This window comes from Meridianimaribacter flavus (assembly GCF_004366715.1).
GTDB classification, from domain to species: domain Bacteria; phylum Bacteroidota; class Bacteroidia; order Flavobacteriales; family Flavobacteriaceae; genus Gaetbulibacter_B; species Gaetbulibacter_B jejuensis.
Window position 1 is genome coordinate 274,439 of record NZ_SOQZ01000001.1, and the last position, 14,403, is coordinate 288,841.

At 33.5% G+C, this 14,403-nt stretch carries 15 protein-coding genes; 9 read left to right on the plus strand and 6 right to left on the minus strand.

Features of this window, described 5'->3' with window-relative positions; all coding sequences use genetic code 11:
• From A8975_RS01270 to A8975_RS01290, 5 genes are all read left to right on the plus strand, one after another.
• Entirely contained in the window at positions 1 to 1,353 is a 1,353-nt protein-coding gene (locus A8975_RS01270) for an MATE family efflux transporter (protein WP_134198400.1), read from the plus strand.
• A 50-nt stretch (positions 1,354 to 1,403) separates the two neighbouring features.
• Positions 1,404 to 4,493, plus strand: coding sequence for a WD40/YVTN/BNR-like repeat-containing protein (locus A8975_RS01275; protein WP_134198401.1), 3,090 nt, complete (start codon positions 1,404 to 1,406; stop codon positions 4,491 to 4,493).
• Positions 4,493 to 5,041, plus strand: a complete 549-nt coding sequence (locus tag A8975_RS01280; protein ID WP_131506308.1) for a CopD family protein — start codon at positions 4,493 to 4,495, stop codon at positions 5,039 to 5,041. The genes A8975_RS01275 and A8975_RS01280 overlap by 1 nt, the downstream gene beginning before the upstream one ends.
• A 77-nt stretch (positions 5,042 to 5,118) precedes the next feature.
• Positions 5,119 to 6,576: a sensor histidine kinase gene (locus A8975_RS01285; RefSeq protein ID WP_134198402.1), complete on the plus strand. Its 1,458-nt coding sequence runs from the start codon at positions 5,119 to 5,121 to the stop codon at positions 6,574 to 6,576.
• 2 nt (positions 6,577 to 6,578) lie between these two features.
• Entirely contained in the window at positions 6,579 to 7,361 is a 783-nt protein-coding gene (locus A8975_RS01290; RefSeq protein ID WP_134198403.1) for an enoyl-CoA hydratase/isomerase family protein, read from the plus strand.
• Between the two features lie 29 nt (positions 7,362 to 7,390).
• On the opposite strand, the gene A8975_RS01295 is transcribed toward A8975_RS01290, so the two are convergent.
• Positions 7,391 to 7,780 (minus strand): hypothetical protein, encoded by a 390-nt coding sequence (locus A8975_RS01295; protein ID WP_134198404.1) that lies wholly within the window; start codon positions 7,778 to 7,780, stop codon positions 7,391 to 7,393.
• A gap of 271 nt (positions 7,781 to 8,051) precedes the next feature.
• On the opposite strand from A8975_RS01295, the gene A8975_RS01300 reads away from it, so the two are divergent.
• A complete protein-coding gene (locus A8975_RS01300; protein ID WP_134198405.1) occupies positions 8,052 to 9,125 on the plus strand; it encodes a PA0069 family radical SAM protein in 1,074 nt (357 codons plus the stop codon).
• Between the two features lie 69 nt (positions 9,126 to 9,194).
• Here the strand turns inward: A8975_RS01300 and A8975_RS01305 are convergent, their stop codons facing one another.
• Positions 9,195 to 9,806: a hypothetical protein gene (locus A8975_RS01305; RefSeq protein ID WP_129759687.1), complete on the minus strand. Its 612-nt coding sequence runs from the start codon at positions 9,804 to 9,806 to the stop codon at positions 9,195 to 9,197.
• Between the two features lie 211 nt (positions 9,807 to 10,017).
• Between A8975_RS01305 and A8975_RS01310 the strand changes: the two genes are divergently transcribed.
• Positions 10,018 to 10,899: an AraC family transcriptional regulator gene (locus A8975_RS01310; RefSeq protein WP_129759686.1), complete on the plus strand. Its 882-nt coding sequence runs from the start codon at positions 10,018 to 10,020 to the stop codon at positions 10,897 to 10,899.
• Here the strand turns inward: A8975_RS01310 and A8975_RS01315 are convergent.
• From A8975_RS01315 to A8975_RS01330, 4 genes are all read right to left on the minus strand, one after another.
• The gene (locus tag A8975_RS01315; RefSeq protein WP_161566729.1) at positions 10,896 to 11,354 is read right to left on the minus strand and encodes a GNAT family N-acetyltransferase; all 459 of its coding nucleotides are present in this window, start codon (positions 11,352 to 11,354) and stop codon (positions 10,896 to 10,898) included. The two genes, A8975_RS01310 and A8975_RS01315, sit on opposite strands and share 4 nt — an antisense overlap.
• Positions 11,341 to 11,997 carry an HD domain-containing protein gene (locus A8975_RS01320; RefSeq protein WP_131506300.1) on the minus strand — a complete coding sequence of 219 codons (657 nt, stop codon included), beginning with the start codon at positions 11,995 to 11,997 and terminating at the stop codon, positions 11,341 to 11,343. The genes A8975_RS01315 and A8975_RS01320 overlap by 14 nt, the downstream gene beginning before the upstream one ends.
• A complete protein-coding gene (locus tag A8975_RS01325; protein WP_129759683.1) occupies positions 11,994 to 12,731 on the minus strand; it encodes a lysophospholipid acyltransferase family protein in 738 nt (245 codons plus the stop codon). The genes A8975_RS01320 and A8975_RS01325 overlap by 4 nt, the downstream gene beginning before the upstream one ends.
• Positions 12,732 to 12,818: 87 nt before the next feature.
• Entirely contained in the window at positions 12,819 to 13,229 is a 411-nt protein-coding gene (locus A8975_RS01330; RefSeq protein WP_129759682.1) for a BrxA/BrxB family bacilliredoxin, read from the minus strand.
• Positions 13,230 to 13,420: 191 nt separating this feature from the next.
• On the opposite strand from A8975_RS01330, the gene A8975_RS01335 reads away from it, so the two are divergent.
• Entirely contained in the window at positions 13,421 to 14,200 is a 780-nt protein-coding gene (locus tag A8975_RS01335; protein WP_129759681.1) for a TerB family tellurite resistance protein, read from the plus strand.
• Positions 14,201 to 14,401 carry a hypothetical protein gene (locus A8975_RS01340; RefSeq protein ID WP_134198406.1) on the plus strand — a complete coding sequence of 67 codons (201 nt, stop codon included), beginning with the start codon at positions 14,201 to 14,203 and terminating at the stop codon, positions 14,399 to 14,401.
• The last annotated feature ends 2 nt before the right edge of the window (positions 14,402 to 14,403 follow it).

Below are 14,403 nucleotides of genomic sequence, written 5' to 3' on the forward strand. Positions count from 1 at the left end.
ATGGCTAAAATAAAAGCTACAGATTTAGGGACGCAACCCATAGGTAAGCTATTGATTAGACAAGCTGTACCAGCATCAATAGGTATATTGGTAATGTCTTTAAATATTTTAGTAGATACCATATTTGTTGGAAACTGGATTGGCTCTATTGCTATTGCTGCCATTAATGTAGTATTGCCTGTATCATTTTTTATTGCAGCTCTAGGAATGAGTATTGGAGTAGGAGGTTCTTCAATAATATCAAGAGCGTTAGGGGCTGATAATAAAGAAAAAGCCTTAAAAACCTTTGGTAACCAAATAACTTTAACGCTTTTATTTACCTCAACTTTAGCAGTTTTTGGATTAGCTTATGTAGATAGTATTATTCCTGCTTTTGGAGGTAAAGGGGCTATTTTTGAACCTGCTAAAATTTACTACACAATTGTGCTATATGGAGTGCCATTTTTAGCACTGAGCATGATGGGAAATACTGTCATAAGAGCAGAAGGTAAACCTAAATTTGCCATGTATGCAATGATGATTCCTTCAGTTGGAAACCTTATTCTAGACTATGTATTTATTAATGTTTTAGATTTTGGCATGCAAGGAGCTGCTTGGGCTACTACTGGATCTTATGTTTTATGTTTAGGGTTTATTATTTGGTTTTTCTTTTCTAAACACTCCGAATTAAAAATAAACCTATCACATTTTAGGTTGCAAAAAAGTATAATTTCAGAAATTGGTTCGCTTGGGTTTGTCACTTTAGCTAGACAAGCTGTGGTAAGCATTACTTACTTGTTTATGAATAACATATTATTCAATTTAGGAGGAGAAACTTCGGTAACAGCCTATGCTATAGTTGGTAGAATGCTCATGTTTGCGCTTTTTCCTGTGTATGGAATTACACAAGGATTTTTACCTATTGCAGGCTATAATTATGGTGCATTAGCTTATAGTAGAGTTAGAGAAACCATTAATACAGCTATTAAATATGCAGTAATTTTAGCAACAATGGTTTTTGTGTTGCTTATGGTATTTCCTGAGTTTATTACAAGATTATTTACGCACGATGCTGAAGTTATTAAGCAAACACCTAGTGCAATGCGTTGGGTATTTGCTGCTACACCAATAATTGCAGTACAGTTGATAGGAGCAGCGTATTTTCAAGCTATAGGAAAAGCGACTCCAGCATTATTATTAACCTTAACACGACAAGGCTTTTTCTTTATTCCTTTGATATTTATTTTACCAGAGTTTTATGGAGAATTAGGTGTGTGGATGTCATTTCCAATTGCTGATGTGTTATCTACCTTGGTTACAGCCTACTTTTTACATCGTGAAGTCAAGTTAAAATTGGTGTCAGAATCTAATTAACCGTATTTAATTATTATTTTTAGTCCACATTGATATTAAAACCAACCAAAATGAAACGCTCTTTTCTGTTTTCGCTATGTCTAATTTTTACAACCTTAAATTTTAATGCTCAAGATTTTGAACAATCTGATTTTTCTGCTTTAGAGTATCGTTTAATCGGTCCTTTTAGAGGAGGAAGAAGTGCAGCAGTAACAGGTGTGCCAAACCAACCTAATCTATATTACTTTGGTGCAACAGGAGGAGGAATTTGGAAAACAAAAGATGGAGGACGAAGCTGGGAAAATATTTCCGATGGTTTTTTTGGCGGAAGTATAGGAGCCATTACAGTATCTAAAAGTGACCCAAACGTGATATATGTTGGTGGAGGAGAAAAAACCGTTCGTGGTAATGTATCTTCAGGATATGGTATTTGGAAAAGTGTTGATGCAGGAAAAACATGGACATCTTCAGGATTAAAAACGTCTCGTCATATACCAAGAATTGCAGTAGATCCAACAAACCACAATATCGTTTATGCAGGTGTGTTAGGTAATATCTATAAACCAACCCAAGAAAGAGGTGTTTATAAAAGTACAGATGGTGGAGCAACATGGAAAAAAACATTATTTGCTAACAACCAAGCAGGAGTTGTCGACTTATTGATTGACCCAACCAACCCTAGAATTTTATATGCTTCAACATGGAATGTACAACGAACGCCTTACAGCTTAAGTTCAGGTGGAGAAGGATCTGCACTTTGGAAAAGTACTGATAGAGGTGAAACCTGGACAGAAATATCAATCAATGAAGGGTTTGCCGAAGGTACTTTAGGTATTATAGGAGTGTCAGTATCACCAATAAACAATCAACGTGTTTGGGCTATGGTTGAAAATAAAGATCAAGGCGGTTTGTATAGAAGTGATAATGGAGGAGAAACTTGGACTAAAGTTAATAGTGATAGAAACTTACGACAAAGAGCGTGGTATTATACTAGAGTTTATGCTGATACCAAAGATGTAGATGTAGTATATGTGCTAAACGTAAGATACCATAAAAGTACTGATGGAGGTAAAACATTTAGTTCGCATAATGCACCACATGGAGACCATCATGATTTATGGATAGCACCTGAAGATCCAAATAGAATGATTATTGGAGACGATGGAGGAGCTCAGGTAACTTATGATGGAGGAGAAACCTGGAGCACCTATCACAACCAGCCAACATCACAATTTTATCGTGTTACAACCGATAATCATTTTCCGTATCGTATTTATGCAGCACAACAAGACAATTCTACAGTAAGAATTTCGCATAGAACAGATGGACGATATATTACTGAAGATGATTGGGAGTCAACTGCTGGTGGAGAATCGGCTCATATTGCAGTAGACCCAGAAGATAACGACATAGTTTATGGTGGAAGTTATGACGGATTTTTAACACGATTAAATCACAAAACAGGTACTGTAAGAGCTATAAACGTATGGCCTGATAACCCAATGGGACATGGAGCTGAAGGTATGAAATATCGTTTTCAATGGAATTTTCCAATACTGTTTTCTAAGCATAATCCTAACCGACTATACACGTTTTCTCAACATGTTCATGTTACTGAAAATGAAGGGCAATCTTGGGATATTATAAGTCCTGACTTAACACGAAATGATCCTGAAAAATTAAAATCTTCAGGAGGACCTATTACTCAAGACAATACTTCGGTAGAATATTACTGTACCATTTTTGCTGCTCAAGAATCTCCAATTACCGAAGGTTTACTTTGGGTTGGTAGTGATGATGGATTAATTCATGTTACCAAAGATGGAGGAAAAAGCTGGGAAAATGTTACACCTAAGGGAATGCCTGAATGGATGATGATTAACAGTATTGAACCAAGTGCTTTTGATGCTGGCACATGTTATGTTGCTGGTACAAAGTATAAAACAGGAGATTTCACACCTTATTTGTATAAAACAACCGATTACGGAAAAACTTGGAAAAAAATCACTGATGGAATTAATTCAGAACATTTTACCAGAGTTCTTAGAGAAGACCCAAAACAAAAAGGATTGTTGTACGCAGGAACAGAAACAGGAATGTATATTTCGTTTAATGATGGAAAAAACTGGCAACCATTTCAGTTAAATCTTCCTATTGTTCCTATTACAGATTTGACGATTAAAGATAATAATTTAATTGTTGCAACTCAAGGACGAAGCCTTTGGATTATTGATGATTTAACAGTGTTACATCAACTGTATGGTTCTTCTTCCGAAGGAAATAAATTATTCAAACCAAAAGACACCTACAGGATGAGTGCTGGTTATAGAACAGGAAGTAAAACAGCAGGAACCAATCATCCTAATGGAGTAATGGCCTATTTTGATTTAAACAAATATGATAAAGAAAACGATGAGGTGTCTTTGACGTTTTTCAATCAAAAAGGAGATACTATCAATTCGTTTTCTACTAAAAACAAAAAGAAAAATACATTAGAAGTTAAAGAAGGAATGAACCAATTTGTTTGGGACATGACATACGATGGAGCCGAAAAACTAGATGATATGATTTTATGGTGGGCAAGTCTTGATGGCCCAAGAGCAATACCAGGAACTTATAAAGTAAGCTTAAATGTAAACAGTAATGTTACTTCCCAAACATTTAATATTGTTGCTGACCCAAGAGCTGAAAGTTCTCAGGCAGATATGCAAAAACAGTTTGATTTTATTACTGATGTGAATAAAACCATGGACAAAGCACATAAGTCCATTAAAAAAATAAGAAACATAAAAGAACAGCTCACAGCCTTTGAAACGCAATATAAAGGGAATGACGATTTAAAAGAGTTGCTAGAAGCTGCCAAGAAACTAAAAGAAGACTTTACTAAAATTGAAGAAGCATTATATCAAACTCAAAATAGAAGTGGACAAGACCCTTTAAACTTCCCAATAAGACTAACAAATAAGCTGGGACACCTTAATGCCTTAGTTGGTATGGGAGATTTTGCACCAACTGATCAGGATGTAGCTGTAAAAAATGAATTGACTAAAAAAATCAATGTACAATTAGATGCGTTTAATCAATTAATAAATACTGAAATCAGTGCTTTTAATACAGCATTTAACGAAAAACAATTAAACTACCTATTTGTTGAAGATTAATGGAATATTATAATTACATAAAGGCATTACACCTCATTTTTGTGGTCACTTGGTTTGCAGGTTTGTTTTACATTCCTAGATTGTTTGTGTATCATATTGAAGCGTCTCAAAAACCATCTCCTGAAAAGGAAATTCTTTCTGAACAACTCAAGTTAATGACCAAACGATTATGGACTATCATTACATGGCCTTCAGCTATTTTAGCTACCATTTTTGCGGTTTGGTTGCTTATACTCATACCAAGTTGGTTACAACAACCTTGGATGCATGTAAAACTCACATTTGTAGTGTTACTCTTTATCTATCATTATAAAACGCATGTGTTTTACAAACAGTTGCAGCAAGATGATATAAGGAAGACCTCAAACTTTATGCGATTATGGAATGAAGGAGCAACATTTATCCTTTTTGCTGTGGTGTTTTTAGTCATTTTAAAAAACGCTATTTCTTGGGTTTTTGGTGTTATAGGTTTGGTGGTTTTAGCAATACTTTTAATGCTAGGATTTAAAATGTACAAGCGCATTAGAGAAAAAAATAAGAGACCTTAAATGCATTTTTCTGTTTTTTAAAACACCTTAGGTGGTTTGGTGCGATTATTGTTATCTTTAGCTTCACAAGCTATTACATGAAACTAAAAAAACTCTCCTTACGATTTAGAATTTTTATAGCCATGATACTATTGGTATTATTGGCTTCTATTTTAATAGCTATTGTTACCATTTATCAGTATAATGAAGAAGCTCAAGACTATCACAAAGAACGACTAGAGCGTAAAGAAGAAAACATAAAAAGTAGTATTGATTTTACCATTAAAGAAACTACTTATCCTGTAAACACTGAGAATATTCCGTTGATATTTAAGGAAAAAATCCATGAGATTGCAACCATTCATAAATTGCAAATTAACCTTTATGATTTAGATGGAACTATACTAAAAAGTTCTAAAGAAAGCTTTTCAAAAAACGATACTATAACTAAATGCATTGATGTTGAAATACTGAATGCTATTTCTAATACTGCCGAACATAGATATGTAATTAAACGTGTTGAAAACGGGAAGAATTATCAATCGTCATACTCTTACATTACAGATACTAAATTTAAGCCTTTAGCTATATTGAATTTACCTTATCTTGAAGACGACGATTTCTTAAACAAAGAGCTTAGAGAGTTTTTAGAGCGTTTGTCGTATGCTTATTTGGTTATGCTGCTTATTGCTATTGGATTGGCGTATTTGCTGTCAAAATACATTACAAAATCACTTAAAACCATAAGTGATAAAATGAATGAAACACGACTGGAAAAGCGAAACAAGAAAATTGAAATCGCGTCCTCTAGCGAAGAAATTGAAACGCTTGTAAAATCGTACAATAGTATGATTGATGAACTCGAAGAAAGTGCAGTAAAATTAGCCACTAGCGAACGTGAACAAGCTTGGAGAGAAATGGCAAAACAGGTAGCTCACGAAATTAAAAATCCGTTAACTCCAATGCGTTTGAGTGTACAAAGTTTTCAGCGTAAGTTTGATGCCAACGATCCTGATATCGATAAAAAAGTGAATGAGTACAGTAAAACACTTATTCAGCAAATTGATACCATGAGTTCTATAGCTTCGGCGTTTTCAAACTTTGCTAAAATGCCAGCTCAAAAGAATGAAATACTTAATGTGGTTGAAATTACTAAGCTAGCACTGGATATTTTTAGTGAAGAGTACATTCATTTTATTTCTGATAAGGAGCATATTAATGCTAAATTTGATAGAACCCAACTTATAAGAGTTATTACAAACCTTGTAAAAAACGGTACACAAGCCATTCCTGAAGAGCAAAAGGATAAGAAAATTGTGGTGAATGTTTCAGAAGTTGAAGACCAAGTACTTATCACAATATCTGATAATGGTGTAGGTATTTCCGAAGAAAATAAAGAGAAAATCTTTGAACCAAAATTCACAACTAAGTCAAGCGGAATGGGTCTTGGATTGGCAATGGTAAAAAACATTGTGGAAACTTATAAAGGAAATATTACCTTTACAACACAAAAAAATAAAGGCACCACTTTTAAAGTGTCTTTTCCAAAACAATAACCATGGATTTCCAAAATATTCTTTTTCAAGTCAATAACAGTATTGCGCAAATAACTATAAACAGACCTAGCAAACTCAACGCTTTAAACAAAGCAACCATACAAGAGCTTCACGAGGCTTTTGATACTGCTGATAAGGACAAAGCAGTTAAAGTTATTATAGTTACAGGAAGTGGTGAAAAGGCATTTGTTGCAGGAGCTGATATTAGTGAGTTTGCACATTTTGATGTTGAAAACGGAAGCAAATTGGCACAAAAAGGACAAGAATTATTGTTCGATTTTGTTGAAAACCTATCCACTCCTGTTATTGCCGCAGTTAACGGTTTTGCACTTGGTGGCGGACTAGAGTTGGCAATGGCTTGCCATTTTAGAGTAGCGAGCGACAATGCAAAAATGGGCTTACCAGAAACCTCTCTTGGTGTTATTCCTGGTTATGGTGGTACGCAACGTTTACCACAACTTATTGGTAAAGGTCGTGCTATGGAGTTGGTAATGACTGCTGGTATGATTGATGCGCAAACAGCCTTAAGTTATGGTTTGGTAAACCATGTCACTACACAAGACGACTTATTGCCTTTAGCTGAAAAAATTGCAGGTAAAATTATGCGAAACTCCTCTGTGGCAATTAGTAAAGCTATTAAAGCTGTAAATGCCAATTTTAAAGATGGTGTTGATGGTTTTGCTATTGAAATTGAAGAATTTGGTAACTGCTTTGGAACCGAAGATTTTGCCGAAGGAACTACCGCATTTTTAGAAAAGCGTAAAGCTGATTTTCCTGGGAAATAGTTAGAATGAGCTATCCACATTTTTGTGTTTTAGTGCTTTTTCTTTTTTATTAATTCCTTTAATTCAACACATTTTTTATCCATAAAATGAAAATTTGGTAGTTTTAATTTTGATTCAATTCCGCCTGATTTGTAAATAATCCGATTATTTTTTATTTCAATAATTTTATCTAATTCAATCCGCTCAATTCCATTTTTCAAATAAATATAACTGTCGTCAAATTCAATTTCATTTGGTTTGTCAAAAACCTTTTTCATTAGAATTAACGTATAAATCACAAATAAACAACAAAAAATAATTGCTCCGATTTCTTTAATCCAGATGCTATAAATTAGAAATCCTATTCCACCAATAAGAGCAATTCTTGTGCCTATATATTGAACATAATGCAGAGTAGTGTCAATTCGTTTTTTTGTCATTTATTTTTGTCCGTAATCGTTTTGAGCATTACTTACAACCAGTGGCTATTGATAAATATACAATGGTTTTAGCCGTATACAATGTTGTATAGCGTTTTATCCATTCTCTACGAATTTCGACTATTTATTTTATAAATTCAAGAGTATAAGTGATTTAATACTCTTTTTCGCGTTTGTTAATAACCCATTTTGGTTTTAACAGTTTCAAGAGCAATTAATCCCTAATTTTAAGTCACCACTTTTTTAAGTACTCACTTTATACTTTACTGTTATGAACCCAAAACCTACCATAAAAGGACGTGGTGCACAACTAAACGTGCACAATAAATTCTTTGAATTCAGTCATGAAATCCGAGACGATTTTTTAGAATATTGTGCTAAAGAAGGCGAAGAGGCTGATAAAAACAAAACACTTTACTTACCTGTATTTCCTAAAACCATCGTTAATAAAGTAGAGAGTCCAGATGTTGGTATGGCGTATTCCATGAACATGTATCAAGGTTGCGAACAAGGTTGTATTTATTGCTATGCTAGAAACAGCCATGAGTTTTGGGGTTATAGTGCAGGATTGGATTTTGAACGTCGCATTTTGGTAAAAAAAGACGCTCCTAAACTTCTAGAGGCACTACTAAAAAAGAAAAGCTGGAAAGCGCATCCTATTGTTATGTCTGGTAATACGGATTGCTATCAACCAGCCGAAAAAGAGTTTGAACTTACAAAGCAGTGTTTAGAAGTGTTTTTAAAATACAAGCATCCTGTGGCAATCATTACTAAAAACGCATTAATATTAAGAGATTTGGAACTTTTAAAAGCCTTGGCAAAAGACAATCTAATCAACGTTAATATATCCATTACCTCATTGTCAGAAACTACAAGACGCGTTTTAGAACCACGAACAGCAACAATAAAAAAGCGGTTAGAAACAGTAAAAGTGTTATCGCAAAACAACATTCCTGTAAATGTGATGTTGGCACCTATAATTCCGTCTATAAATAGTCATGAAATTTTACCATTAGCAAAAGCAGTGTCTGACGCTGGAGCGTTGTCTATAGCGCATACCATTGTACGATTAAATGGAGCTATTGGTGAGATTTTTGCCGATTGGATTAAAAAAACACTACCAGACAGAGCTGATAAAGTATTGCACCAAATTGAAAGTTGCCATGGTGGTAATCTCAACGATTCGCGTTATGGAACACGCATGCGAGGAGAAGGTAAAATTGCTGAACAAATAAATATGCTAGTGCGATTAGCGCGTAAAAAATACTTTAAAGACAAGGCAATGCCAAAGTTGAATACTGAACTGCATGAGCAGTATAAAGACGGACAGTTAAAGTTGTTTTAAAAAGTAAGCGGCAAACCTTTGGTTTGCCGCTTTACTAACTAACATTCTAACATTATTTAAATAATCAATTTAAATCATTTTTACGGTTTGGGTAAACTCTCTTCCATCTGTTTTTATTACAACTTTGTAATCTCCTGTGTTACCCTTCATTAATTTATAAACACGTTCAAAAATTTGAGAAGTGCTATCTATGTTTTCAGAATAGATTAATTCAAAATCTTTATGAGTAGCTTCATTATTTGCATAATGAATTTCTAAACTTAAAGGCGCATTGTTTAACGAGAACTTTGATACAAACAAACGGTTATCTTCCATTCTCAAAATTGGTTTAAAGACCTTAGACTCTAAACTCTTATTAAATTCTACTCTGTTTTCTACAACTTTAAACGGAATGACATTAATTTCAACATCCTTGTTCAACTCAAAAAAGTAGTCTCCATTAGGAAGCTGAGTAAGGTCAAACAAATTATTGTATGTTCCTGTTGCGTTTATGGTTTCTTTATATAGTATAATACCATTAACATCTTTTATTAATAGTTGCTGTCCTTGTTTAACATCGTCTAATGCTAACATTGTTTTTTTCTCCTTACCAACTATTAAAGTAGCAGTTGCATTTGCGTTGGTTACCATGGCAGCAATAATAGCTACCATAACGATACTGTTTTTAATTGCTTTTTTCATGACATATAAATATTTAGGTTAATAATTTTGGACACTTCAAAAGTACACTGAAACGCAAGGTTTAAAAACATCGATTTTTCCCAATTTATATACAGAATTAACTCTATTAACAATACTATAACTATAGGTTGTTAAAATAGTATATAATTGAGGTAATTTTAAATAGGTTTTTAATTTCATTACTTGTAATTTTGCATTGAAAGTTATGGGTATGATAACACGAAAACCTACACTCGAAAAAATTAGTCCAGAATTTGGAAGTTCCATTTTTGTGAGACGACATGAAAACTACACGTTTCAAGAAGAAGTAAAACCGTTTTGGCATTTTCATCCTGAAATTGAACTGATTTACGTAAACAAAGGAAAAGGAAAACGTCACATAGGTAATCACTTATCATATTTTAATAATAGTCAATTACTGTTAATTGGTCCCAACTTACCTCATAATGGATTTACTGACCGTTTAACCATTAACGGTTCGCAAACTTTAATTCAATTTAAACCTGATTTTTTAGGAGCACATTTTTTTAATATTCCTGAAATGGAACGTATTAATAATTTGTTTGAACGTTCTAAGAAAGGTATTTTGTTTGGAGTTAAAACCAAGAAAAAGTTAGGCGATAAAATTGAAAGGTTTGCTAAAAAAGAAGGATTTAAAAAAATACTGGTTCTACTTGAAATTTTACACACTTTAGCTAAAGCCGAAGATTATACACTTTTAAATGCTGATGGGTTTGCTTTTGAAACTGAAGCTCAGGATAGTGCAAAAATTGACATTATTTTTAAACATGTCAATCAAAATTTTACTGAGCACATAAGCTTAGATGAAATTGCTGATAAAGTGAGTATGACAGTACCTGCGTTTTGTAGATACTTTAAAAAGGTAACAGGAAAAACCTTTACTAAGTTTGTTAATGAGTATAGAGTAGTGCATGCTACCAAGCTACTTTCTGAAAGTCAAATTAGTATTACTGATGTGTGTTATGAGTGCGGATTCAATAACTTTTCACACTTTAATAAAGTCTTTAAGGAAGTAACAGGTAAAAGTGCATCAAAATATAGAGGCGAAGTAAAACGTATTATCCACAATTAATTTAGCTGCTTTTCAAACACTATTTTGGTTTGACCAGTTTCATTTGTGTAAACACTTTTAATGTCAAAGCCATTTTTAAGGTTTAAAATCATCATAGGTTTAAAACGATTCATGGATTTGGTTCTTAACGTATTATAACCTTTGCGCTTTATAACTTGTTCTTGCAATTGCGATAGTTGTTTTCCAATACCATTTTTTCTGTGATCTGGTAAAACGCCACCAACCCAACTGTAAAAAGTACTAGCATTATATTTGTAACCAATTTTAAAACCAATTAATTGCTTTTGATGATAACAAAGTAGAGTTAATAGGTCTTCTTTTTGTTGAATTCGGTCGTTAAAAAAATCGATATTATAGTCTTCAAAAACAGATTTATAAACGGTTAAAATTGCATTTAAGTTGTTTTTAGAAGGAATGCCTTCTAGTGTTTTAAAAGTAAATTTAGCGTTCTCCATCCCATTCTGCATAAAATTGCTCTAGATAGGTTTCCATAAATTGATGTCTTTTAGAGGCAATTTGTTGTCCTGTTTTGGTATTCATTTTGTCTTTTAACAACAATAGCTTTTCATAAAAATGATTTATCGTAGGTGCCGCTGAGGTTTTGTATTCCTCTTTGGTCATGTTCATGTTGGGTTGTATTGAAGGATCAAACAACGGTCTGTTTTTAAAACCACCATAATTAAAACAACGTGCAATACCAATAGCTCCAATGGCATCTAACCTATCAGCATCCTGAACAACTTGTAATTCTTTAGATGTAAATTCAGTGTTTCCACTTAGGGAGTTTTTAAAGGAAATGTGTTTTATAATATTTACAACATGCTCAATAATTAAGGAATCAACATTTAGTTCAAACAAAAATACTCTTGCCATTTCAGGACCCACAGTTTCATCTCCATTATGAAATTTACTATCAGCAATATCATGTAGTAATGCTCCAAGTTGTACTACAAAATCATCAACAGGTTCTTTTTTAGAAATCAATACAGCGTTGTTGTAAACTCTTAAGGTATGAAACCAATCATGACCTCCTTCGGCATTTTTAAGAGTTTCTTTTACATAAGCTTTAGTAGCGTCAATTATTTGTTGATTAGTCATGATTTTACTGAAGAAGTTATGGTCTGTTCAATATTGTTAATAAGTGCAATATGGTCTTTACTGTCGCTTAAAATTATAGGTTCATGAACAGTAAACGTAATATGAGCTCCAAGTCCCATTGGAAATTTACCATAACGCAAGGTTTTCCATGAGTTGTTTATGGTTACAGGAACTATGGTTGCAGAAGGAATATGCTCAAACAAGGTAAGTAGTCCTTTTCTTTGAAAAGGTTTTGGTGTTCCAGTTCTACTTCTTGTCCCTTCAGGAAAAATCACAGCTGCACGCTTGGTGGTTTCAATATAGTGCGAAAAATCTTCAATAGCTTTTATGGCTTGTTTTGGGTTTTTTCGGTCAATCAATGCAGAACCACCATGACGTAAATTAAACGATACACTTGGGATGCCTTTACCTAATTCTTTCTTGCTAATAAACTTTACATGGTGTTTTCGCATGTACCAAATTAAAGGAGGAATATCGTACATACTTTGGTGGTTAGCAACAATAATAACTGGTTGGTTACTGCTAATTTGAAACGGATTAGAAAACGAAAAACGAGTACCTAAAACATTAAGACATCGCATAATGAAAAACTGTAACCAATCTACACTTATCTTATGAGCTTTATATCCAAATACATTAAGACACAGCCATTGTATTGGATGAAAAATAACTAGCGTTAATCCAAACAATATAAAGTAAATAACCGTTAAAGGGTAGGCAAAAAGTTTTGTCATATTACAAAAGTAATTCAATGAAATGTATGCACAAAAAAACCACGACTATATCGTGGTTTTTTCATAATTCTTTAATGTTGTAGCAAATTAACAGTGCTCGTTATAAGCATCAACTAGGTTGTCAGCAATCATGTCAGCTGGACGACCTTCAATGTGGTGACGCTCTAACATATGAACCAATTCACCATCTTTAAATAAAGCCATACTTGGAGAACTTGGAGGAAAAGGAACCATGTAAGCTCTAGCTTTATCAGTAGCTTCTTTATCTACACCTGCAAAAACAGTTACTAAGTGATCAGGACGTTTAGCATTTTGTAAACTCATTCTAGCTCCTGGACGTGCATTTGCTGCAGCACAACCACAAACCGAGTTTACAACTACTAAAGTTGTTCCTTTTTTTGCTAAAGCAGCATCAACAGCTTCAACAGTATGTAATTCTTCAAAACCAACATTGGTCAAATCTTCGCGCATTGGTTTTACTAATTCTGCTGGATACATATATCGTAAATTTTATAAGATTAATAATTTATTGTGCAAAGATACGGAAAAATAGTAGGCAATCGACAGATTGTAGTTGTTAGAATAAATAGAACCATTTAGGTTTTCAATGGGTAATTTCAGTAACAAAAGCTGTTAAAAAACTACTAACTATAGTATATTTGAGTCCCTTATAAAATTAAAATACACATATGAGTTTTTCAAAATGGATTGGAGCTTCAATTGGTTGGTCTGTTGGAGGTCCAATAGGAGCAATTGTAGGTTTAGCTTTAGGTAGTATTGTTGATGCTATGACCAATGGCAATGGTGGTCCGCTTTTAGGACAAAGTGAACCAAAACGTACAAGACAAGGTCGTTATAGCTCAAGACCAACTAAGGCACCAAAACAAACACAATCTGGCGATTTTGAAGTAAGTCTACTCATTTTAGCGTCTATAGTTATAAAAGCCGATGGTAACCAAGACCAAAGAGAACTGGATTTTGTAAGGCAACAGTTTACCAATATGTATGGTAAAGACCGAGCAAATAATGCGTTTAGACTCTTTAAAAGTATTAGTAAGCAGAATATTTCTACAAGACAAGTTTGTATGCAAATACGCAGTATGATGGATCATGCGTCGCGTTTACAACTCCTTCATTTTTTATTTGGAATAGCAAAAGCCGATGGACACGTTACTGAAGATGAAGTAAGACAAATTTATACCATTTCAGGGTATTTAAGCATTAGTTCACGCGATTTTGAAAGTATTAAAGCCATGTTTTACAACAGTACCGATAGTGCTTATAAAATTCTTGAAATCACTAAAGATGCTACTGTTGATGAAATTAAAGCAGCCTATCGTAAAATGGCAAAAAAATACCATCCTGATAGAGTAGCGCATCTAGGAGAAGAACACCAAAAAGGAGCTGAAGAGAAGTTTAGACGTGTACAGGAAGCGTATGAAAAGCTACAAAAGGAAAAACGATTTTAAATGTACTGGATTATAGGAATTATCGTCGTTTTTGTACTGGCTTATATCATTATCAAGCTTACTATTAACACAAAAGAAAATCCAGATTCAAGTTTAGGTGTTTTAGAGCATCCAAGTACTTTTGAAAAACAACAAATAGAGAGGGTTGATAATAACATTTCTGTTAACAAACATTTTTTTAAGTTGGAAGACCAAAACTAAAT